At 41.2% G+C, this 23,577-nt stretch carries 23 protein-coding genes and 1 tRNA gene; 6 read left to right on the forward strand and 18 right to left on the reverse strand.

The genetic code is table 11. From position 1 onward, the window contains the following. Positions 1-49 precede the first annotated feature (49 nt). Complete coding sequence (locus VUI23_RS13800) at positions 50-979, forward strand: hypothetical protein (RefSeq protein ID WP_342804704.1); 930 nt, start codon at positions 50-52, stop codon at positions 977-979. Between the two features lie 7 nt (positions 980-986). On the opposite strand, the gene flgL is transcribed toward VUI23_RS13800, so the two are convergent. From flgL to VUI23_RS13865, 13 genes are all read right to left on the reverse strand, one after another. Then, positions 987-2,213, reverse strand: coding sequence for a flagellar hook-associated protein FlgL (gene flgL, locus VUI23_RS13805; protein ID WP_342804705.1), 1,227 nt, complete (start codon positions 2,211-2,213; stop codon positions 987-989). An 8-nt stretch (positions 2,214-2,221) separates the two neighbouring features. Next, positions 2,222-4,318 (reverse strand): flagellar hook-associated protein FlgK, encoded by a 2,097-nt coding sequence (gene flgK / locus VUI23_RS13810; protein WP_216048245.1) that lies wholly within the window; start codon positions 4,316-4,318, stop codon positions 2,222-2,224. Positions 4,319-4,342: 24 nt separating this feature from the next. After that, complete coding sequence (gene flgJ / locus VUI23_RS13815; protein ID WP_216048244.1) at positions 4,343-5,320, reverse strand: flagellar assembly peptidoglycan hydrolase FlgJ; 978 nt, start codon at positions 5,318-5,320, stop codon at positions 4,343-4,345. Positions 5,321-5,345: 25 nt separating this feature from the next. Next, a complete protein-coding gene (locus tag VUI23_RS13820) occupies positions 5,346-6,470 on the reverse strand; it encodes a flagellar basal body P-ring protein FlgI (RefSeq protein ID WP_216048243.1) in 1,125 nt (374 codons plus the stop codon). Next, positions 6,470-7,159 carry a flagellar basal body L-ring protein FlgH gene (gene flgH / locus VUI23_RS13825; RefSeq protein WP_216048242.1) on the reverse strand — a complete coding sequence of 230 codons (690 nt, stop codon included), beginning with the start codon at positions 7,157-7,159 and terminating at the stop codon, positions 6,470-6,472. Before flgH ends, VUI23_RS13820 begins: the two co-directional genes overlap by 1 nt. A gap of 11 nt (positions 7,160-7,170) precedes the next feature. Then, positions 7,171-7,959 carry a flagellar basal-body rod protein FlgG gene (gene flgG / locus VUI23_RS13830; protein ID WP_216048241.1) on the reverse strand — a complete coding sequence of 263 codons (789 nt, stop codon included), beginning with the start codon at positions 7,957-7,959 and terminating at the stop codon, positions 7,171-7,173. Positions 7,960-7,989: 30 nt separating this feature from the next. Next, the gene (locus VUI23_RS13835; RefSeq protein ID WP_303499047.1) at positions 7,990-8,733 is read right to left on the reverse strand and encodes a flagellar basal body rod protein FlgF; all 744 of its coding nucleotides are present in this window, start codon (positions 8,731-8,733) and stop codon (positions 7,990-7,992) included. A 181-nt stretch (positions 8,734-8,914) separates the two neighbouring features. Beyond that, positions 8,915-10,297, reverse strand: a complete 1,383-nt coding sequence (flgE, locus tag VUI23_RS13840) for a flagellar hook protein FlgE (protein WP_216048239.1) — start codon at positions 10,295-10,297, stop codon at positions 8,915-8,917. A gap of 40 nt (positions 10,298-10,337) precedes the next feature. Beyond that, a complete protein-coding gene (locus VUI23_RS13845; protein WP_342804706.1) occupies positions 10,338-11,024 on the reverse strand; it encodes a flagellar hook assembly protein FlgD in 687 nt (228 codons plus the stop codon). Positions 11,025-11,050: 26 nt separating this feature from the next. Next, entirely contained in the window at positions 11,051-11,473 is a 423-nt protein-coding gene (gene flgC, locus VUI23_RS13850; RefSeq protein WP_216048237.1) for a flagellar basal body rod protein FlgC, read from the reverse strand. Beyond that, positions 11,470-11,874, reverse strand: a complete 405-nt coding sequence (flgB, locus tag VUI23_RS13855) for a flagellar basal body rod protein FlgB (RefSeq protein ID WP_342804707.1) — start codon at positions 11,872-11,874, stop codon at positions 11,470-11,472. The genes flgC and flgB overlap by 4 nt, the downstream gene beginning before the upstream one ends. A gap of 106 nt (positions 11,875-11,980) precedes the next feature. Further along, complete coding sequence (locus VUI23_RS13860; protein ID WP_342804708.1) at positions 11,981-12,817, reverse strand: protein-glutamate O-methyltransferase CheR; 837 nt, start codon at positions 12,815-12,817, stop codon at positions 11,981-11,983. Positions 12,818-12,846: 29 nt separating this feature from the next. Next, positions 12,847-13,773 (reverse strand): chemotaxis protein CheV, encoded by a 927-nt coding sequence (locus VUI23_RS13865; protein ID WP_216048234.1) that lies wholly within the window; start codon positions 13,771-13,773, stop codon positions 12,847-12,849. Positions 13,774-13,942: 169 nt separating this feature from the next. Between VUI23_RS13865 and flgA the strand changes: the two genes are divergently transcribed. The 3 genes from flgA to flgN all read left to right on the forward strand — a co-directional run bounded on the left by flgA (position 13,943) and on the right by flgN (position 15,630). Then, complete coding sequence (flgA, locus tag VUI23_RS13870) at positions 13,943-14,674, forward strand: flagellar basal body P-ring formation chaperone FlgA (protein ID WP_216048233.1); 732 nt, start codon at positions 13,943-13,945, stop codon at positions 14,672-14,674. A gap of 149 nt (positions 14,675-14,823) precedes the next feature. Then, complete coding sequence (gene flgM, locus VUI23_RS13875; protein ID WP_216048232.1) at positions 14,824-15,156, forward strand: flagellar biosynthesis anti-sigma factor FlgM; 333 nt, start codon at positions 14,824-14,826, stop codon at positions 15,154-15,156. Between the two features lie 48 nt (positions 15,157-15,204). Beyond that, on the forward strand, positions 15,205-15,630 hold the full coding sequence (flgN, locus tag VUI23_RS13880; protein ID WP_216048231.1) for a flagellar export chaperone FlgN: 426 nt from the start codon (positions 15,205-15,207) through the stop codon (positions 15,628-15,630). Positions 15,631-15,655: 25 nt separating this feature from the next. Here flgN and VUI23_RS13885 read toward each other — a convergent pair whose 3' ends face one another. After that, positions 15,656-16,120 (reverse strand): LPP20 family lipoprotein, encoded by a 465-nt coding sequence (locus VUI23_RS13885; RefSeq protein ID WP_303499039.1) that lies wholly within the window; start codon positions 16,118-16,120, stop codon positions 15,656-15,658. Positions 16,121-16,441: 321 nt separating this feature from the next. Between VUI23_RS13885 and VUI23_RS13890 the strand changes: the two genes are divergently transcribed. Then, complete coding sequence (locus VUI23_RS13890) at positions 16,442-17,620, forward strand: flagellar assembly protein T N-terminal domain-containing protein (protein WP_342804709.1); 1,179 nt, start codon at positions 16,442-16,444, stop codon at positions 17,618-17,620. 145 nt (positions 17,621-17,765) lie between these two features. Continuing rightward, positions 17,766-17,842: transfer RNA gene (locus VUI23_RS13895), tRNA-Arg, on the forward strand. A 38-nt stretch (positions 17,843-17,880) separates the two neighbouring features. Here VUI23_RS13895 and VUI23_RS13900 read toward each other — a convergent pair. From VUI23_RS13900 to VUI23_RS13915, 4 genes are all read right to left on the reverse strand, one after another. Beyond that, on the reverse strand, positions 17,881-18,330 hold the full coding sequence (locus VUI23_RS13900; RefSeq protein ID WP_303499035.1) for a response regulator: 450 nt from the start codon (positions 18,328-18,330) through the stop codon (positions 17,881-17,883). Positions 18,331-18,424: 94 nt separating this feature from the next. Continuing rightward, entirely contained in the window at positions 18,425-20,764 is a 2,340-nt protein-coding gene (locus VUI23_RS13905) for an ATP-binding protein (protein WP_342804710.1), read from the reverse strand. Continuing rightward, positions 20,757-21,368, reverse strand: coding sequence for a biliverdin-producing heme oxygenase (locus VUI23_RS13910; RefSeq protein WP_342804711.1), 612 nt, complete (start codon positions 21,366-21,368; stop codon positions 20,757-20,759). Before VUI23_RS13910 ends, VUI23_RS13905 begins: the two co-directional genes overlap by 8 nt. Before the next feature lie 66 nt (positions 21,369-21,434). Then, on the reverse strand, positions 21,435-23,264 hold the full coding sequence (locus tag VUI23_RS13915) for a sodium:proton antiporter (RefSeq protein WP_342804712.1): 1,830 nt from the start codon (positions 23,262-23,264) through the stop codon (positions 21,435-21,437). Positions 23,265-23,577: the final 313 nt, after the last annotated feature.

A 23,577-nucleotide genomic window follows, 5' to 3' on the forward strand; every position in this document is an offset into this window, starting at 1 on the left:
GTAATTAATTGAGATTCAATAGCTTTTTAGATAAAAATAAATTTTAAAAATGATGATTAATTGGACTAATTCGATTTGGAAAACATCTAAACACAGCGCTTTTACCGATCTTTGTGAGTTTGCTGACAAACTATTTGTTAGTTTTAGAGAAGCGTCAGATCACATGAGCCAAGATGGTGACATACGCATCGTTACTTGCGACCTATTTGGTAAAAAAATTAACAGCACCACCCTTAAAATGGCAAATTGTGATTTGCGAGATCCTAAGTTAACGGTCATGCCCGATGGCAAATTACTGATGACTGCCTACGCTCGTTGTTATGATGAAACTGGCAAGTGGCGGCATAGTCGTTCGTTGTGTTGGTTTTCTCAAGATGGATTAAGTTGGTCGAGTCAACATTGGTTTGCTGAAAAAAATTGGTGGGTTTGGCGAATACGCTGGCAAGGAGAACAAGCCTATGGATTTGCTTACAAACGTGCTCAACAACAACTGAACCTTTATAAAGGTAATCCATTACGCACCTTTGATTGTGTAAAACCTAATGTGCTTAGTCTAGCCAGTCACGGACTTGGTTATCCAAATGAAAGTGATTTGTGTTTTATGCAAAATGGCGAGGCTTATGCCGTGGTTCGCAGAGATGCTGACTCGTTTACTGCGCAATGTGGCTTTTCAAAACCTCCCTATAACCGTTGGCAGTGGTTTGATTTGCAACAATATATTGGTGCGCCTGTTATCATTTCACATGGTCCGGAAAATATATTGATTTGTGGTAGGGCTTGGTTGAATGGAAAATTTAAAACTGCGCTTTGGCAAATGAACATTGAAACTAAAAAGTTGATCCTAAAGGTTGTTCTACCCTCAGGTGGCGACTGCAGTTATGCGGGCATGGTGCGCTATAATGAAAAAATATACGTTAGCTATTATTCAAGTCATATCGACAATCAAAGTCACATCTATTTAGCGCAGCTAAACCTTTGATCTAAAATTAAATATAGTCAAATAACGTTAGTCCAGTTACGCGCGAAAAAGTTGCTTGAGCTGCTTGCAATGCGGTTTCTTGTTTACTCAATTCAGAAACGGCCTCTGCATAATCCACATCTTCGATATTCGCACGGGCTGTTTTATTGGCGATTTCAAGATCCAAATTCGATTCATAAACCGACTCGGCAACATTCATGCGGCCACCTAAGGATGAAGTTGCATTAGCTAACGCCTTTGAACCATTATCAATACCCACCAGTGCATCGGCTATGGCTTCATTAAGTCCTTTATCAGTCAAATCGCCATTATTCAGCGCCAGATAAAAGTTGTTTAATGTTTCGGCTATATTTTTCTTTTCTGGCTTATCTAATTCAAAGTCAAAGGTATTACCGACACTTCCTTCAACATTAAATTCAATGCCATTAAACACTAGGGGTTCCCCAGAAATAAAATTAACCGTGGCAATTGTATCGCCGCTACCCAAGTTATCAATTTGCAGTTGATTGCCCGCTAGTATAGTCGCTTGAAACTGGTTGTTCGCTGGGGTCACAGCATCGTAATTATTTTTATGAAATTTATCGAAAGCAGCTTGCTCAGTAATAACAGAGGAAATTGACGATATACCAACGTCTCCGGTGACACTAAAATTAAGCCTTGCTTGTACATTTTCAAAAACAGATTTTCCAGAGCTATTAGACTGAATACTCAGCGCGTCAGAGACTTGGATTTTTTTCACTCCATCATCCCCAGAAAACGTATACTTTTCACCGACCGCTGAAGGATTATAAGTAAACGCTTCGGTTTGAGATTGATAACCGGCGAAAATAAATTCACCATTGGAATTTTGGGTATTCATCAAACTAAATACTTCGTCTCGAATCGCACCAATTTCAATTCCAATCGCTTGTAAATCAGATTCGTCGTAAACTCCATTGCCTGATTGAACCATTAATTGCCTTGCTTTATCCAAAGCAGTATTAATATTCCTTAGGACAACTTCTTCCTGCTGCAATGAATTGGTCAGCAAATCATTATTTCGTTTGAATTGGGTGATTTTGTCCAGGTCTTCGGTTAATCGAACAACTTGAGCGGCGCCAACTGGATCATCAGAAGGTCGTAATAGTTTTTTCCCTGAAGACAATTGTTGCTGCACATCAGACAAGGCCCCCTGATTCTGCGTAATAGTGTTAATGCTTCTGTCATACAACTGATTAGTGGATATTCTGGCCATAGTACAATTTACCTTGTAGCACTATAAATGGTGTCAAACAATTCGTTTGCGGTAGTTAAAATTCTTGCTGCCGCCGCATAAGTTTGTTGAAAACGAATCAAGTTTGCTGCTTCCTCATCTAAATTCACCCCAGATACCGATTGAAACCAATCACTGGATTGAGTTTGCATGGCTTCAGCCGCTTGCAACGAAATATTTGCAGAGGCAGTCTTTGCACCGATAGCACTTACAATATTGGCGTAAGATTCATGGAAAGTAACCAAATTACTGCCACCGTTGTTGTTTTGTTGCATGATATCTTGGTCTTGCAAACCAGCCAACTCTAAGCCATTACGGTTATCATCTACACCATCGGTGTTATAACTAATTGTAAACTGATCCCCAGCAACTGGTGTGCCTTGTAAACTAAAGTCATAGCCGGGAAAATCCGCTAAAGCTGAGAATGGCCAACTGCCATCACTTGCGGCTTGTTGCATTAAATTATTGTAGTCAGTAACCCCTGACACCACTAACAATGAATTATTGGCTTCGTCAAAAATTTCAAATTCAGATTCACTATTAAACACAATACTTGCTGGACTACCTGCGACAAATCCGCCACTACCATCGAAGGTGGAGGCTCTAGCATCGGTCAATGTAGTATCGACAAAGGTATTGGTAACAGTAGATGCGGTTAATCGAGCATCCCCCAAATTATCCAAATTACTATCGACTCGAAATGGCGAAGCTAACGCGATGTCTTCGGGTCGGGTCATCACCACATCTATTGCTTGCGCTGTGCTTTTGGTTGGCTGAAATAAATACCGATCTCCCACAGCGTAACTATCTCCATTGGGAAATTCCAACTCAAGACCACCGAGCACTTCGGTAAATGTATCGGCTTGTGCTTCTAAACCTGAGTAAGACTGCGTAAGTGTGTTGCCATCAACATCGGTGACGTAGGAACCATCGGGGTTGACTAAGGTCACGCTTATATCAACGGTATCGGGTGTACCTGGTGAAGTCCCGGTAATTTCAACTAAATAATCAGCCGCGGTGATTTTATTCGCGCCATCTTCAGCCACTCTACCGTTCATTGTTAACGACAAATCAGAATTGGCAGAATAATTTAATCCCTGAAATTCAGGGTTCGAAAAGATATTACCACCAAGTTGCTGGTCAAAATCCATTCCCAGACGATTTTGTTGATTTACAGCACTGGTCAATGCAATGGATATTTGTCCAAGTTCTCGCTGGCCTTCCGCCAAAACCTCATCTCGATAGCGGAATAATCCGCCCATTTGGCCACCTAAATTTTGCTCAGGTAATCTCAATGTGGTTGGTTTACCGGTGCTGGCTAAATACAGGTTTCGATAATCGGGATCTGGATCACCACTTAGCTGAAACAGATTAAACGATCCGTCTTCCAAAACCAGTGATTCTCCAGATGTGAGATTCACCATTAATGAACCGTCATCATTGCCATTGTCGCGGGTTTCAATCGACATTATCTCAGCCAATTCCAAAATCGCATTATCGCGCTGATTTTTCAGCACGCCAGGCTCGTCAAATATATTGTTGCCCTCTGCAATCCGAATATTCGCATTAAGCTCGGCAATGGTCTCAATCAGTTTATTCGCTTGGTTGATTGTTGCATCTAATTCTAAGTTAAGTTCTTTTTCTTTATCGTCCATAAACTTAGACAAAGTACTCACTTGGCCGACTAAGGCATTTGCTTCACCTAAAACGAGCTGTCGAGCCGCCATGTTTGTGGGCTCATCAGTCGCTGTTTGCAATGAACTGAAAAATCGACTCATGCTGCTTGATATGCTATTTGCTTCGCTAGCAAAGATATTATCTAACACACTAGAGCGCTGGAAATAGGTTTCGAATTCGCCAACTTGTGTCGTATCTCGGCGCAGTTGATTTTGTGCAAAGGTGTCTAAAACACGTTCGGTGGTGCCACGACCAACTCCGCCCACTAATTGGCTTTCAAAGGTTGTGCGCTCTCTAACATAGCCCTCGGAGTTAACGTTCGCTATGTTGTTACTGGTAGTGGCAAGCAGCTGATTACTGGCGCGCACACCACTGGTTGCTATCGTGTATAGATCGGCAGCTCTGATCATCTGTGTGACTCCCACTGAAATCCGTTATTCAGCATTTTGCTTTCCAAACGCTAATGTGGACAACGCTGATTTGAACGTATCACTGTTTAATACCGACAGAATTTTGTTCGCGTATTGAGGATCAGTAGCATAACCAGCGGATTGCAAAGCACTAAAATAGGCTTGAGGATCTTTAACGTTTTCCAACGCTTGTTGATATCTTGGATTATCGGCCACAAAAGACACATAATCATTTAAGCCATCGGCAAAAGAATCATAGGTTCTAAACTGCGCTTTTTGTTGCTTAGCCACACCTTGTTCAAACTCAACAGTGTTGATTGCGGTTGTCTCTCCTTGCCAGCGATTATCAGCTTTGATGCCAAATAAATTATGTGTATTTTGACCACTTCCGGTATGGATCATATATTGTCCCCAGCCTGTCTCAACGGCTGCTTGAGCTAATAAAGCCTTAGGATCAATACCTATTTTTTGTGCTATTTCTTGCGCATGGGGCAACAATGTTTGCATAAATTCAGACGGAGAAGCGAAGGCGCTTTGTTTAGTCGCATTTTGGCTTGGTTGTACAGCAGCACTGTCGTTCTGAGTGCTTGAGTACTCCATACTTGCTTGACGAACCATATTATGCAAATTGGCATTTTCACGAACCGCACTGGCCGGCATGAATCCGTTTTCGCCAGGGCTGAGTTGTTGAACGATCAAATCCGCAATCCCCACTCCGCCTCTTGACGATAAATCAACAGCCAATTGTTGATCGTGCATATCTCGGTAAAATTTAACTTGTTGAGAATTGAACGGGCTGTCTTTGTCAGCCAATGCATCTTGGGCTTTACGCATTGATTTGAGCATCATCTGCACAAATATCGCTTCAAATTGTTTAGCCGCTTCGTCTAATGCTTGTTTATCACCACGCTGGGCAGCCTGACGCAAATTATCGATGCCCTTTAAATCGTGGACATTGCGCGATAATTCAAGTTGTTGATCAATGTGGTTGTTCATTTCCATAATAAATTCACTGATTCACAAACAATTAAATAACGATGAGTTCGCCTTGCAAGGCGCCCGCTTGTTGTAAGGCTTCAAGAATGGCCATTAAATCTCCAGGAGCCGCGCCGACTTCATTCACAGCACGAACCAGCTCATCTAAACTCACTCCAGGATCAAATTTAAACATACGGCTATCATCCAAACTCACGTCAACAATCGACTGATTGGTGACCGCAGTTTGTCCTTGGGCAAGAGCATTAGGTTGAGAAACGGTTTGATATTCCGAAATTGTGACCGTGAGTCCACCATGGGTAATGGCAGCAGGCAATAAACGCACATCTTTACCGATAACAATAGTGCCGGTACGACTATTAATAATGACTTTTGCCGGTGCATCAGCTGGGGTAAAAGTGAAGTTTTCTAGGGTAGCCACAAAGTTAACCCGTTGCCCTACGTCCCTTGGCGCTGACACTCGCACCGACGCGGCATCAATAGGCGTGGCTATCAAATAACCCATTTCAGGATCTGCTCCCAAACGTTGGTTAATTGTATCCGCCAAAGATTTGGCGGTGGAAAAATCCGGATAATTCAAGTTCAGAGTTAAAAAGTCATTTTGCATAAGTCCACTGGGAACCGCTCTTTCAACTAAAGCACCATTAACAATGCGTCCAACCGTGGGTGTATTAGAAACGATTTTAGAACCATCAGCGCCTTCAGCACCAAATCCACTTACCACCAAGCTCCCTTGGGCTACGGCATACACTTTGCCATCTAACCCTTTAAGAAAGGTTTGCAATAAGGTTCCACCGCGCAAACTGGCAGCCTCACCTACAGAAGAAACGGTGACATCGATTGTTTGGCCAGGTTTCATAAAAGCGGGCAATTCGGCATGCACGGCGACAGCCGCTACATTTTTTATCTTTGGTTTCACACTCGACGATAAGCTAATCCCAAAATTGCTCAACATGGTACGGAAACTCTGTTCAGTGAATGGACTCTGTTCACCCGTTCCTGGCAGACCAACTACTAAGCCATAACCTACCAATTGGTTACTACGTACCCCTTGTATGGAAGCAAGATCTTTGATCCGCTGTGCATGGGCAAAAGGCGTGACCAGAACCACCATCAGCAAATAAATGAGCGATGAACGTAAAGTTGAATTTTTCATTAAAATGGCCACCACTCAGAGGAAAAGAATTTATTTAACCAGCCTTGTTTTTGGGCATTGGCAAAGGTTCCTGTACCACTGTATTGAATACGGGCATTGGCAATTTTTGTAGAAACAATTTCATTAGTAGGACTAATATCAGCTGGACGAACGACGCCCGTTAAGCGGATGTATTCATCGCCATTATTTAAGGTCAGCCACTTTTCTCCGCGCACCACTAAATTTTGATTCGGCAGAACCTGAATAACAGTGACAGAGATATTGCCACTCAAGTTATTGCTTTGGTTGGCCTGAGCATCGCCAGTAAACTCATTGTCGGCGCCAACACCCAATTGAATGCTTTTACCACCAATATTCAACGCTTCACCGCCCAAACCAATGATCGTATCAACGTTAACATCCGTTTCTTTTGAGGTTGAAGTACCTGCCGACTTGGTAGCGCTGGTGTTTTCCTGCAAATTCACGGTGATAATATCGCCGATGCGTCTAGCCTTTACATCTGAATAAATGCTGTTTGCCATGTCTGCCTGAAAAATTGCCCCATCCTGAGTTAACTTTTGGCGAGGCATGTCAGGTATAACTGGCGCATAACTTGGATCATTTGGCAAAGGGCCAACCATAGGTGAACTTACACACCCAGTCAGCACGAATAGAGTTAATGTAGTCAGAAAATAAGTTAACTTAGCCATAATTAAGCTCACTATAGTTGCTGAATTACCTGACCCAACATTTGGTCAACTGAAGAGATCACTTTCGAGTTCATTTCATACAGTCTTTGACTTTCAATTAGGTTAACCAATTCCTCGGTAACGTTGACATTTGAAGTCTCTAATGCCCCTTGAACGATGGTGCCCAAACCTTCCAAGCCAGGTACGCCTTGTATCGGTGCTCCGCTTACCGCAGATTCAACATACAAATTTTGGCCGATAGGCTGTAAGCCAGTTGGATTGATAAAATCCGATAAACTGATTTGTCCTAAAACAGTAGGATCCGCCTGTCCACGAATAGAAGCTGAGACTTCACCATCTTGTGAAATAGTTATCTGTTGCGCGTCTTCAGGAATTGTGATGTTCGGTTGCAATAAAAAACCGGCACCGGGTGTCACAATTTGCCCTTGATCGTCCAACGTAAATTGACCATTTCGGGTATAAGCTATGGTGCCATCAGGCTGCAGTATTTCGAAAAAACCGCGTCCTTGAATCGACATATCGAGTGCATTATCAGTGGTCAACATATTCCCTTGGGTGTGGGATTTTTGGGTCGCAACCACCTTACTACCGGCACCTAACATTAGTCCCGAGGGTAGTTCAGTGTCAGCAGATGAACGTCCACCTGGTTGGTTGATGTTTTGATAGAGTAAATCTTCAAATATCGCTCTATCTTTTTTGAAACCCACTGTGCTGGCGTTAGCCAAGTTATTTGAGATAACCGATACATCTGTTTGGGCTGCATCGAGTCCTGTTTTACTTATCCAAAGTGCTGGGTGCATAATTCACCTCCGCTATTTTAAGTTTTAGTACTAAATAATTCTGAGTAGTTGATTGCCGCGCATATCTAGCGTATCGGCCTTTTTCATCATCTTGACTTGCAGTTCGTAGTGACGTTGCAAGCTGATCATATTTACCATTTCGTCAATCGCATTTACGTTACTCCCTTCCACCATGCCGGTACGAAGTCTAACGTTGATATCTTCATTTGCTTCTTGACCATTTTTAAGTCGAAATAAACCGTCTTCACCGCGCTCCATATCTGCGACATTCGGATTGACCATTTTTAATCTGCCAACTTCTTCTAAAACGGTTTCAGGCGCGCCTTGTGGTCGCACTGAAATTGTTCCGTCGTTAGCAATATTGATGTTGGATAAAGGAATCGGCAAAAATATGCCTCCGGCATCGCCTATAACCGAATTCCCGTGGGCATCTTCGAGACCACCATCAGCGCCTAATTGCAAATTTCCAGCGCGGGTATAAGCTTCGTTTCCTTGTGCATCCAACACGCTAAACCAGCCGTCCCCTTGGATAGCAACATCCAACTCACGATCAGTTTGGATCATTGCGCCACCAGCGTAATTATTAAACGGGGATTCAGTCATGGAAAAGACCCGAGTCGGCAAACCTTCGCCGTATGCCGGCATCGCTCTAGCGTTTTCCAACATGGCCTTGAAGCCATTGGTTTGTGCATTTGCTAAATTGTTCGCTCGCACAGCCGTGCCCAATAGGTCTTGGCTGGCTCCGCTGGCTGATATATAGAGTAATTTATCCATGACAACTTATTGACTCTGGTTAACGTAACCTAAAAGATTGCAATAAAGATGCCATTGGCACATAAAAACAGAATTAAAAGCGTGTAAATGCAGAAGGCTTGATGAAGTTTCTGTATTCCTTTGAAATTTAACAAAAAAATACCGCTCGTGATTAGAGCGGCATTGTTAAATTGATGGCAGATTATCGAATATTTAAGATAGTTTGGTTAAGTTGGTTATTCACCTCAAGTGCCCGTGAATTCGCTTGGAAGTTACGCTGGGCGATAATCATATCGATTAACTCCGTGGTTAAATTCACGTTCGCTTGTTCAAGCGCTGAAGAGTTAACATCACCGAAGGTACCGGTGGTCGCTTCCCCTGCTAGCGCTTCGCCAGACAAAATACTTTCTTTCCACTGTGTACTACTTTGTTGGGTTAAGCCTTGTTCATTTGCAAAACGAGCTAGGGCAACACGAACTACAGGTTCAGATGTACCATTTGAAAAAGTAGCGCGCACTAAACCATCCGGACCTATGTCAATACCTGTAAGTCTTCCAACGGCTAGACCATCTTGTTCTAATGACGTAACTTCGAACGAAGAGGCAAACTGAGTCGGCTCATCTGCCGTTGCACTACCAACTTCAAGTGCGAAGTTGGTTGTAATCGTCTGAGTTGCATCAGAACCGTTTATCAACGGCGGGTTACCTAACTGAACAGTCGTCACATCGCCAGTGGCAACAGGGGTACCATCACCATTTTGAATACCAATAAAATCACCGCCGCTACTAAACTGCATTCTAAACCCAGAGACCGCATCAGCTCCTAAGGATACTGAACCTGCAATGTTATTAGGATCTGTACCAGCAACGTTTTCAGTGTCACCTGCGATATCAATAGCAGTGTCATCAACATAATTAACTACTACCCATTCATTGGTTGCTGCAGAATCTTTCATAAAGTAATAGGTCATCACATGACTATCACCCAACGAATCATAAACGGTAATAGATGTAGCTGCGTTATAGGTAAGTGGATCGTTAGGATCAAAAAGTGTTATATCTTTAGCATCATCACCTGCTGGCAAATTAAAGCGAGGTGCAACTTCGGTGGTTTGTTGTGGTGAGCCTGAAGAGTCTGGAATTCTCACCGGAATAGTTGTGCTCAAAGCCACAGATGAAGAGGTACCATCAGCGTTGACCGGGAAGCCCATTAAGTTATCACCGTTGGAATTAACCACAAAGTTATCTTGATCAAGCTTAAACTGCCCTGCTCGAGTAAATGAAAAATCACGAGAGGTTATTTCAGGAGTCGTGGCAAAAAAACCATTTCCAGTAATCGCCAAATCCAGTGCTGTATTGGTAAACTGAAGACTACCTTGAGAAAATTGCTGAGCAACATCTTGGGTTAAGACACCGTCGCCAACTTTTGTATTACCGGCTGCCAATAGCGACGAAGCATAAACGTCACCGAATTCGGCACGAGATTCTTTAAAACCGACAGTATTTACATTTGCAATGTTATTTGCAGTGACATCTAGATCTTTTTGAGCAGCTGAAACACCGCTTAATGCTATGTTAAAAGACATCGTTTATTCTCTCCTAAACTAAAGGGCTAACATTTTTTAATTAACCACCGATTTGAATGACATCACTCAAATTGACACTTGTTTCGCCATCCAAATTTAAAATGACACCTTGATTGTTACTCGCAAAACTAACGCTATCCACATGCCTATTGACCGCTGTGGGTAAGGTTGTTGACTCGCCGTTTTGTGTACCTTGTGCATAAACTGCATAATTGCCGGCTGGCAAAGGATTGCCGTTAGCATCTTTACCATCCCAACTAAATTCAATATTACCTGCCGACTGTGTACCAGCATCAATGGTTTTAATTAATTCGCCGGCTTCAGACTCAATGGTAATTTGTAAATCTTGAGTGGTTTGATCGGAAATAACCACCCCGGTTACGCCGTTACTAGTATCGCTTAAATATCCAACGTTACCTTGTAATAAGACATCTTGACCAATAAGGCTGGAAGCCTGTAATGCTTGGTTTGAGGTCATGCTAGAAGCAAATTCAGAAAATTTAGTATTCAGTGAATCAATACCTTCAGAAATACTGAAGCTGGTCATTTGTGATACCATCTGATCGTTATCTACAGGTTTGGTAGGATCTTGATTAGCTAATTGCTCAGTTAGCAAAGAGAAAAAGTCTTCCTGACTTAACCTTTCATTACTGCCATCATCAATAGGCACGGTTTCTTCTTGTACATACAGGTTAGAATCTAATCCTGTCGATTTTGATATTTCCACGTTACTTTCCTCACTAAATCAGTGATTTATTGACCCTGACCAAGTTGCAACACACGTCTGAATATACGTTTTGTAGTGTCTGCCAACTGAACATTGGTTTCATAAGATTTTGACGCTGACATCATGTCTGCCATTTCCTCAACCACATTCACATTTGGCTTGTAGATATAGCCATTACTGTCTGCCATTGGGTGACCTGGGCTGTATTCGATTTGCAGTGGCTTTTGGCTTTCAACAATACCTAATACTTGTACACCTGCGCCTTGAGATTGTGACTCTGTTGCACGTTGCATTTCGGCAGCAAAAACAGGATGGCGAGCCTTGTATGTGGCGTCATAACTACTACTGACGCTATTTGCATTGGCAATGTTACTGGCCGTTGTATTCAATCGAACACTCTCTGCAGACATGCCAGTGCTTGCAATATCCATAACTCTAAATAAACTCATGCGCCTTGCCCTCCAGCTAGTGCTTTTTTCATACCTTTAATCTTGCCAGTCAAAAATTGGATGCTTGCCTGATAGCGCATTCCATTTTCCAAAAAGGCATTACGTTCAGCTTGCACCTCTACCGTATTACCATCACCAGTATCAGGTTGTAATGGAATTCGAAATTCAATACTTGCTTGAGATTGCATTGAACCTTCAAAGTGCTTTTCATGGGTACGTGTCATATTTTGCTGACGATCTTGATTTGCTGATTGCATGGCTTTCTGAAAATCTACACCACGGGCTTTGTATCCTGGTGTATTAGCATTTGCCAAATTTCCAGAAATAACTTCCATAGTTTCGGTTCTAACCTGCATTGCTCGGTCGTGAAGTCCGGTTAATTTATCAAGACTGATTGCCATGTTGTTCTCATCTTAAAAACTCGCTTGTGAGAAATTTAGCAAGGGTTATGCCAAGACATAGGGAGGTGGATACGGATGAACCGTGGATATTACATAACAGTATGTATTAGTTAGCTTTTTTAATATAAAATAGACCGGGATTATTGCGCACCAAAGTAAATAATTGATTCAATTCAGCGATAGATTCAGATGCGCCAAGAAATAAAGCCCCATCGTTTTGCAGGCAAGCGGCAATTTGTTGCAGTATTTTCCGCTTATTGTTTACAGAAAAATAAATCAGCACATTTCGACAAAAAACCACGTCAAATCGGCCTAGCCCAGAATAACTATTTAGTAAGTTCTGAGGTTTAAAATTCACCATAGAGACGATTTCTTTATCCAATTGCATGTGGTTGTTATCGACCGCTTTAAAAAAACGCTCTTTACGTTCCTCCGACAAACCTCTGCTAATCGAAATACTATCAAACTTGCCGGTTTTAGCCCGCTGAAGCATATCAGTTGAGATATCGGTAGCAACAATCTCCACGCCTAACGGGAAGGCTCTAGAATTAGCTCTTTTATATTCTTGAATACACATTGCAATGGAAAATGGTTCTTGCCCGGACGAACAAGCTGCGCTCCAAATTCTCACTTTACGCTTTGCTTTAGAAAGCTCAGATAACAATCTATTAGATAGAATTTCGAAGGGGTATTTGTCACGGAACCACAAGGTTTCATTAGTAGTCATAGCATCAACGACTTTTTCCCGCATCTTGGGGGAATGGCCGCTATACGCGATCTTCAGTAACTCAGAAATACTTGCCAAGTTTTCTTGGCGAACCAAGGGTCCTAGGCGACTATAAACTAAATAGCTTTTTTTCTCATTTAGTACAATACCGCACTGACGCTCTAAAAAATGCGTAAACTCTAAGAATTCGTGCGGCGCTAATTGATCTAATTTCAAACATTAATTTCCGTAGGTAAAGTAGAGCTTTATTTGTTAAACCATTTTTGCACAGCTGACGCTAGCTCATCTGGGTGAAATTTAGCAATAAAGTCGTCTGCTCCAACTTTTTGTACCATTGCTTGATTAAATACACCGCTTAAAGAAGTATGCAATACTACTTTGAGTTTGCTTAGCTCCGGTGTGTTTTTGATCTCTGCAGTAAGTGTATAGCCATCCATTTCCGGCATTTCTATGTCAGACACCAACACACCAACTTTATCGGTGACGTCGCCAGTTTCTGCGGCAATTTCTTTTAAACGATTAAGCGCTTCAAGTCCATTTTTAGCCACTTCAATGTTTAATCCCAACGCAGCAAGTGCTTTTTTAACTTGGCTTCTTGCCACTGATGAATCATCAGCGATAAAGATAATTTTATCATTTGCAGGAGATTCTGACATATTTAAATCCGCTGCTAAATCTTCACTGACTTCAGTTTTTAATGGTGAGATTTCATTTAGAATCTTTTCCACATCAAGAATTTCAATCAACTCATCATCAACTTCCGTCACTGCAGTCAAATAACTTGCTTTCCCGGTACCTTGAGGAGGAGGCATAATTGCATCCCAATTGGTATTGATGATACGTTCAACTGAGCCGACTAAAAAACCCTGCACTGAACGGTTGTACTCAGCAATTATAATAAATGCGTTGCGAACGTCTTCTATTTTTCTGCCGCCGGTTGCCATACTCAAGTCAATTACTGAGATCGTTTGGCCACGAATATGAGCAACACCTCGAATTAACTTATTTTGCTTAGGTATTGAGGTTAACTGGGGGCACTGCAATACTTCACGCACTTTAAATACATTGATGCCAAATCGCTGTCTGCCATTCAATCTAAATAGCAGCAATTCAAGTCGGTTTTGACCAACAAGTTGTGTGCGTTGATTAACTGAGTCAAGAACTCCCGACATATACCACCCCAATTAAATTTAAAGTAGGCACAATTGTTGCGTTGTCCCTATTAGAAAACCAAGTTTAACTAATTTTAGCGCCAAAAATCGTATTTGTGACTGAATTTTGACGTTTATCTTTGTTTGCTTAACGATTTAATAAGCATAGACAAAACGGCGGCACCTGAACATGAAAATATCGTTAATTCGTACAACTGGTAAGTTATTAAGTGTTTTCTTCAGCGCCTGTTTAACTCTCAACAGTGGTTTCGCTGCGGCGTCCAGCGACACTAACCCTGCTCACCAACAACTTAGTCAAGCAGTAGAAAATTACGTTAATACGCAGCTGAGGCATATAGCTGCAGCAAGTGATGATAACTTGCTAGTAAAAGCGATGCCATTAGACGAAAGGATAGTCATTCCTGATTGCCCTACTCCATTTACCATATCGGCTAGTAAAGAAGCGCTAGCGCAAAGTAACATAACGGTGAGAACCAGTTGTGAACAAACGAATTGGTATTTATATATGATGGTAAAAGCCACTCGCGTGCAACCCGTAGTCGTGCTCACCACCTCGGTCAGTCCTGGCACTGTTTTAAATGAGAATGATGTTAAAGTTGTGATGCTTGATAAAAACCTAATAAGAACGAGTACCTTTGCCGATATCAGCACTGTGGTAGGCGCTCGAATGAAAAAAAGAAGTCGACCTGGCCAACCCGTAGTCCCCGGCCAACTTTGTTTTGTATGTAAAGGAGACAGTATTCTGATTACCGCTGATACTGGTGGGGTAAGCATTAAAACCAAAGGTATAGCCCAACAGGATGGTAACCTTGGCGATACGATTGCGGTGAAAAACAGCAAGTCGAATAGAGTGGTGCATGCACAGGTGGTGAATACCCATCAAGTAGTGGTGCAGATTTAATATAATTAGCGTAAACTATGGGTTATTACATCTGGTTAGCGCAGATTTGAGCTTATCTAAATAATATTTAATTTTTTCTACATTTAGCTAAAGGTCTTTAAGTTCCGGCCGATAAGATAAGTGAGGCAAATTAGGTATTCGAGGTCATTATGGCAATTAACAATATAAATAGTGGAAATCAAAAGCCACAACTTGAGAATCAGAGGCTGAATCAACAGCAATCTCAGAGTCAAGCGACTGCGCAATCTGCTGCTCAGCAATCTAAGTCTGCAGAAGCGCCACGTCAAGATTCAGTATCACTCACGCAATCTGCTCAGCAGCTTAGCCAGGTTCAAAAGAAATCTAGTGATACACCTGTCAATCAGGAAAAGGTCGACAAATTGAAAAAAGCCATACAGAATGGAGAATATCGCGTTAACCCTGAAGTATTGGCGCAAAAAATTAGCAAACTCGAAGCTCAAGTATTTGGCATTGAAGATTAGAATTTGATGCCAGATTGGTTTAGCTTCTCAAAATAAAAGCAAAGCTAAATGAAAAACCTAATTGCCCTCCTCCAAAAACAGAAACAACAACTTGATTCACTTATTTTATTGCTTGAGTCTGAGCTGCATTTAATCAGTACGCGAGACGCTGAATCACTCACTTCCGTTATCAATGAAAAATCGGAATTGTTAGAATCGATTGCCAGCACTGACAAAAGCGTTGAGCAGGAAGTTGAGAAACAACCTGAAGCAACATCAGAGCAAGCTGTAACAGACTTATTTGATCAAATTAATCAATCTTTGTCCCAATGTAAATTCAGAACCGAGATCAATCAAAAAGCGGTAGAACAAGGTCAGTTGCGCTTGCAACATCTTCGCACTTTGCTGTTAGAATCCCGAGCTAAAGAAACCATGACTTACGATAAAAGCGGCAAACCTAAAGGTGGTTCTTCAGGCAAGAGTGTGACCGTTTAAAAGTTCGTTCTCAAAGGAATAGAGTTTAATAATAACGAACTTTCTTCACTTGTTTCGGCTTGGCAGTACTCAGATATAAATCATGCACTAGGCTAAAATCCAACTCCAACTCTGTGGCATAAGAGTCATTGCCAATGGGGTAGCTTTTTACTACTCGTGCACCGCGGATCACACCTTGAACACTGGCCATTAGTTGAGTATCAGTGAGCACAAGATTAGCCAAAGACTGTTCACCGTCAATTTTTTGTCCATAAACCTGCTCAGTTAGTTCACGGTAAGCATCCAGTTTCGATGCTTTCACTGCCATTAGTACTTTCGCTGAACGGTTACTTCCCCGTTGAGCATCTATTGGCGCATAGCCGATAGAGCGAATAACAGGATAAGAATCAGGTTCGATGGTTTCCCACTCTACTTGTTTGTCTATGATGTTTTGACAACCGATTAATCCGGCTAGACATCCCGCAATCACAAAGGTATAAATTAGTTTCATATTTTTCTCAGTAGTATCTTTACAGCGCATTGTTAAGCTGCATTAGGCTTCAATTGATAATTCAAAACCATTTCAAACTGTCTTCAAGATTTTTCACTGCAATATTTGTTCCTTATCACAAAAAAATTGAGACCCAAGTATGTAGACCAACTGTGATAGAAGAAAATTGGTTACTGATTAACCGCCATCTGAAAACAGGTACAAAAGATGCATTACCTGATTTACTATCTATAGTAACTAAATACGTAAAAAGTGGCTACGCATGCAAATGCACACGTTAAAGCTGTTTTGAATTTAAGCGTTAATTGGATATTTTTTGAAATGAAGCCCGTAAACTGCCAAATTTTTTCTGTTAAGTTAATCACTTTGTTCTGTGCCTTTTGCGCAGCGCTCTTTTCAGCGCAGTCGTTGGCAGCTTGGTTCGAGTCCAGTGGTCAAGCGGCAATAAGAAACGGCAATATTGAGTTAGCGCGGCAAAATGCGACCCAAGAAGCAATTAAGCAAGTATTGTTATTTGCCGGAGCTTCGGTACACAGTGTGCAAAAAATGGCAAACGGCGTATTGCAAAATGATGACTTAACGATTCGCGCCAGTGGCGAAGTCAATAGTATTGAATTAATAGATGAAGTTTTTAGAGATGGCTACCTCACAGTTTCCTTGCGGGCAGATATTTTCCCTCAAAAAAACACATGTCAATCATCAGAATACCCTAAAAGTATAGTTACCACTTGGCACCCAATAGACAACCGAGAGCAAGCCACTACCGGCAATCTATTTGAAATAGGTACTAGGTTGCCAGAAGTACTTCAACAAAACTTCGAAGACTTCGCACAGCAATCGAGTATTCAAACCATATTACCTTTCTACTATGCGCAACAACCGCTTTCAATGATCAACGATGCAATGGCACTAGCCAAACAATCAAGCTCTCAATATGTGCTAACTGCCACCGTTAAAGATCTAAGTTTAAACAATGTTAACCAGTCTAAATGGCAATTTTGGAATAACCCTACACCAATAAGAAATTTCAGTTATCAAGTTACCCTTTATGACGGTTACACTGGTACCTTGATGTGGCAGAAATTATATTCTTCAAACGCGCCATGGGACTTCGATACTCATCAGAGTGTCGACATAAATAGCGGCCTCTTGTGGCAAAGTGCTTACGGTGTGGCAATTTCCTCAATCATGCAGGATATTGCGATTAACGTTGACGAAAAGTTAGCTTGTTCGCCTACGTACGGACGCATAATACAAGTAAGAGGTGATCAACTAACCCTCAATATTGGTAGCAACCAAGGCATTCAAAACGGTGATGAATTCACCCTATTTCAGCTGCAACAGAAACACAACCCTCAGGGCCAAACCTTTACTCAGTTTAATCTACACCCTACCCCAGTGCGAGTTGTGAGTGTTTCGCCAGGGACTGCGGTTGCGGTATCAAAAGACGGTACTTTACTGGCCAATATTCAAGCCAATGATTTTGTTTCCAAACAATAAATTAGGGGGCTTGCGATTAGATTATTGATGTCCTTTTAAGCACATCGAAATTGCTATTCGATTTCTCATTAAAAACCAGTAAACCCAGACTTGTCTTAATACTGCCAAATTTAGTATAGTCTTGCCCGCTCTGATGTTGGAACATGTCCCCTTAGCTCAGCTGGATAGAGCGACCCCCTCCTAAGGGGTAGGCCAGAGGTTCGAATCCTCTAGGGGACGCCATTTGATTAGAATGTTTATAAAGGGGGAGTTTGTTAACGTCAATCGATAACCATTTGCGCTTGGCAAAACCAGAAGTTAATTAGGTCTTTCATTAATGCGACCAGATCAAAGTAGTTGTTTGGTTTGGTTAAATAGGCGTTACTGCCCAGAAAATAACACTCTTTGATATCAATTTCAGAATCAGACGTTGTGAAAATTATAACCGGTATATGTTTGAGTCTTGGATCTTGCTTAATTTCTGCCAGCGCTTCTCTCCCCGATTTACGCGGCATATTTAAATCTAGCAGTATCAAGTTTGGCAGCACTTCAGCGCTATTAAGCACCGATATTAGCTCTTCGCCATCTTGCGCAAACTTAATTTTATCCAATGTCAGATTATTTTCAGTTAGCGCGTCACGGATCAGCTCTTGATCATCCAAATCATCTTCCGCCACTAAAATGTAACTGACCGCTCTAAGTTTTGTCGCTACTGAACTTATATTATTCATGACTGGAACCTGTTTTCCCTTACAAAGGTCTTTGTTATTATTTTTAATCGCGAATATATCACAAGGTTCTGATTGTTAATAACGATAACGTACACTAGTTAATTTTAGGGTCAATAAGAGGCACGGTTATGAAAAATGTAGCGCCTTTTCCAAGTTCTGAATCTGCCCAAATTTTACCGCCATGACGGCTCAATATCTTTTTACAGATAGCTAATCCCAAGCCTGTGCCTTCATACTCTGACTTACCATGAAGCCGTTCAAACAAACCGAATATCTTTTGCATATGAATACCATCGAAACCTACCCCATTATCTTTGAACGCAATAGTCACAAATTTTTCATCTTTATGGGTGACATCAATATCAATTTTTGGCTGTGTTCCTTGTGAAGTAAATTTGATGGAGTTTTGAATTATGTTTTGTACCACACGACGTAATTGATTTTGGTCACCATAAACTTCGCCAATGTGAGCGGTATTGATAATCACGTCTTTTTCCGCGATTAACATTTCCAAATCAAGAATAACGTCTTGAATTAACTGATCAAAACTCAAATTAATGAATCCATCATTGGCACGATGAATGCGCGAAAAGCTCAGAATACCTTTTATCAACGTTTGCATTCTTTGCGCTGAACTCATCATTTTTTCGAGATAAACTTTGCCTTTATCACTTAATGTTGACTCCGAATATTCAATTCGTCCACCAAATGATTGAATCTTTCGCAAAGGTTCTTGTAAGTCATGGGAAGCAACAAAAGCGAAACGCTCTAGTTCTCGGTTAGATTCTTCAGATTTCGAGAGTGCTTCCACAAGTTCGAGTTGAGCTCGCTCTTTGTTTGCAATTTCTATTCTGAGCTGCTCTGTCCGCGCCGCCACTTTCTGTTCCAAGGTTTCGTTTATTTGCTCTAAACGTTCCGATTTAGACAGCACATAATTAACCACAGTATTTCTAAATTTTAGCGCACAAGACAACTCTATGGGTTCCCATGCCAGCGCTTGATTTTTCACATTCTCGCGCCACAACCTAAATGAACTGCGTGGCATCAGACGGTGACTACCGTCATCAAGAAATTCAATCATTTTTTCTGGTTTTCCTCCCCAATCTTTGGTTTGTTCTACTTCTTTTCTAAACCAAATAATAAATAGATTACTGACTGAGGAAACTGACAGAATAAAAACACCGCTGGCAATATCGCTGATATCTGCAAATTCGGGGTAGTCTTTACTCAATGTGTTAGTGTAATAAATGGTATCGTTGATTAATTTATTAGACGTCGCCCACTCATAAAGTGCTTCAATACGCTCAGTAGGAGGTGTTACCCCGAAACACTCGGTTTTATCTTCTAAACGCCAAGCTACACCGGTTGAATTCATCATCCGTTTTAAATTTTTTGACTCTTCACGCAACCCGTCCGTAAAGAAAATATGTTCCGCCATTTTTTCAGTAATTGAGGCGTTTAGCGAACGTACGACTGAATCTCGATGCTCGGCGTCCGCCTGCACTTTTAAGGAAATGATATATGACAGCATTAAACCAAAATACAGCGCCACTTCGCGGGTTTCAAAATTAACAACGTGAGGTGAATAGTGATGACATGCGATTAGCCCCCATAACTTGCCAGAAACAATTAGGCTAATGGACATCGACGACTTTACGCCCATATTACGAAGATACTGACAATGTATCGGAGAAACACTTCTTAGCACCACTTGCCCAAGATCCACAGGTTGGTCTTGAGGATAGAGCGGCGATTGAATCGCATCCACATCTGCAAGTAAACGAATTGGATTTTTTATATAAAGTTCTCTAGCCTGTTTAGGGATGTCAGATTCAGGGAAATGTTGTTTTAAAAATGAATTTAACGAGTCTACTTTGGATTCTGCAACCACTTCACCGTTATAATCTTGATCAAACTTATACAGCATCACTCTATCAAAACCTGTGATATCTCGTATTTGATCGACTGCATGCTCGAATACACTCTCAATATCGTGGGTTACCATCAAGTTATTGAGTGACAAATTAATCAAGTTCTTTACTGGATTAAACGAGACAGCATCCTCATTAATTTTAGGTTCTAATTCAATAATTAGAAACCGCTCATTAATGCTCATCACCGCATTAAATTTTTGCGCGCTAGATTGTTGAGTAAGAAGGCTTACACGTTGAGGATTGATCTCACTGAATCCATGCTCGAACTCCAGTTTCTTTAGAAGCTCTACAAAGTCGTTGTCCAGCAACTTATCTAGTGGTATTGAAACCAATTCGGTCAACGGAATAGCTGTCAACTCTGCCATATTTTCACTAACGTAATGCACACGAAAAGTCTCAGGATGAACCACTAGCAGGTAACCATGAGGCTGTATTGAGCCAGGTATATGAATTGGTTCTTTATGACAATTATCTATGGTTACATCGAATTGCTCATTCATTAAGCGCTCCCCTTAAGCAGCTTTGGATACAATGAAACGCTTTTTGCGCACCTTTTTGAATATCCAACTCACTCAAAACATTTTGTTGATGGAACATTTTGAGCGCTTCGCTAAACTCGCGCCACTTTGCTAAACGAAAATCACCGTAACTTTTGAAAAATGACAGACCTGCAGATTCACTAAGCCAATCATGTTTATTCAACCGCAGTTCAATATGCGCTCCTCCCAAAGTAGCTCCTTCCATGACATATAACATTCCCATCGCCTCAGCACTGCTGGAGGCAACAATTTCGATGTTTTGATTAACAATGGCGGGAATGGTTTGCAACTGTGACGACAAATATTCAATATCATTTTGTAACCATTGCAACTTGCTTCTGCCCGCGATTAACTCGTTAGTCTCTGGGTAGTCACGAAGCACATTTTCCATTGCCACATAACTTGCATAAAATGCCTGTAGAATTTGCAAATAGGTATTGCAGCTCAGGTTTCTATGAAATAGAAACCTAGACAAATCACTTTCTACTGAACGATGAAGTTCCGCTGTTTCAGTTTTTACAAATACACCAATATCCATACTTGGGTTATTAATTCGGTTATTCATTATATGAGTAGGTAACTAGCAAAATGATGGAATTTTTCAAGGTAATATATAAATTTCTCACCATCTTTATGACTTATCATCCTTAGATTTAACAGCCGTTTCTGATTCTATTTGTTTGGGGATCACTAAGCTCATTATTCGCCACCCCGCTTTAGGTTCTAACGATTTTTTGTTCGTAATCATCCGTAATTTATTGTGACTATCAAATGCGCACAAAAGCAATAAATTACCTTCGTATTCTTGCAAATAATCTTCCATGGAAAAACTTTCCGTTAACCGAGTTGTTTTGATTTTGGCACCTTTGGCCACCCAACTTGCTAACTTTCCATAGGTAATTCCGTCCGCGAATAATCCCAATTTTTTCGCATAGGATTCTGATACTTGATGGCTAGGTCTTTGTTGTTGCTCATTATTACTTAAACCTAATACAGTTCCTTTCCCCATTTCATCTTCGAAATGAAAGGTCACCATAGGATTTAATTGGCGGTAAGGCGACATGACCAGCACTCTGCCAAATAGGGTGAAATCCAAGGTCCGTGAAGCATGTTCAGACATTGGATTACCAAAGTAAGTGGGAATATTCAGCATTCTAGCGGACCGAATAGAGTCCCAGTTTGTATCGGCTACACACACATTTACATCATTATCCATCAGTTCTTTGGCAAACATTCTACAAAATTCACCCCCTCCAAAGATCAAATACCCATTTGGTTTAGGGGCACGAATGCCAAGCCATTGGGCCACGTGAACGGCGGTTAAACTCTGCACCACAACGGTAGAAATGATCACGAGAAAAACTAAAGGTACTAGTACTTCAATTTGCGCATAATTAAGCGCCTCTAACTTCAATGAAAACAAAGCAGATACTGCCGCAGCAACAATTCCTCTGGGTGCAACCCAACTTAAGAATGCTTGCTCGCGCCAATTTAAACCTGTTTTCAGGGAAGAAACCATCACCGAAATTGGCCTGACAACAAACATTATTGCCAATAAAACAATGATCGCGCCCCAGCCTACATTGAGAATGGAATCCAACTGAATCCTCGAGGCCAATAAGATAAACAAGCCAGAAATTAACAGTACACTTAAGGTTTCTTTAAATTCTAGTATGTCATCGACATCAACATCGCGCATATTAGCCAACCACATCCCCATAATTGTCACAGTGAGTAATCCAGACTCGTGAGCCATCATGTTTGAACCGGCAAATGCGCCTAACATCAAGGTAAGCACAGCGGTATTGCGTAAATAATGAGGAATGAGATTTCGTCTCAGGGCAAGTCCGAGCAAATACCCCATTACAGCACCAACACCAAGACCTATCCCTACTGTTATGCTAAATGCCCATAGAGTGTGACTCAGCGCATCCTGCGTAGAAATAATATATTCGTATACCAACACTGCTAACAAGGCGCCTATAGGATCAATAATAATCCCTTCCCAGCGCAGAATATTTGCTAATTTATTGCTTGGTCTGACGGTACGCAGCATGGGAACAATAACGGTTGGTCCAGTCACGGTAACAATTGCACCAAATAGAAATGCCATTTCCCAAGACATATCTAAAACTAGATGAGTGATCACAGCCACTAAACACCAGGTCAAAACCGCTCCTGATGTACACAAATTTCGAACCATCGAACCGTGTCCGCGTAAATCTTCAAACCTTAGTGTTAACGCACCTTCAAAGAGAATAATCGCGACAGACAACGACACCACAGGAAACAATAAGTCACCAAAGATTTGATCGGCATTAATCACACCGGTAACGGGGCCAACTATAATCCCAACAATTAACAGAGGTAAGATTGCGGGTAGTTTTATGCGATAGGCAAAATATTGACAAAAAATGGATAACAATCCAACCAAAACCAGTCCAGCAGTAATATCAATCAAGTACTTTCCTTAATATCTCAGTTAAACTTTCCAATAATTTTCTTAATAGCTTTTAATGCCAGTATTAAGCATTTTTTAACTAAATGACGAACAGCTATAGTTGTAAATGAATCAACAAATCCCATTTAAACAATAACAAATGGTAAGTAGCATTTATACAGGTTACTCAGCTTCGATACAATCCAACCGATGACCAATTAATTTACGAAAAGTGAGGCAAAAAAGTTTACAATTGCGCTTAAGTTCTAGTTGGAAATTAGTTTGTAAGATTTTGCTATCAAGATCTCAAGCATAATACCTGCCTTGAAATAGC

The organism is Alteromonas sp. M12 (assembly GCF_037478005.1).
In the GTDB taxonomy this organism is placed as follows: Bacteria; Pseudomonadota; Gammaproteobacteria; order Enterobacterales; family Alteromonadaceae; genus Aliiglaciecola; species Aliiglaciecola lipolytica_A.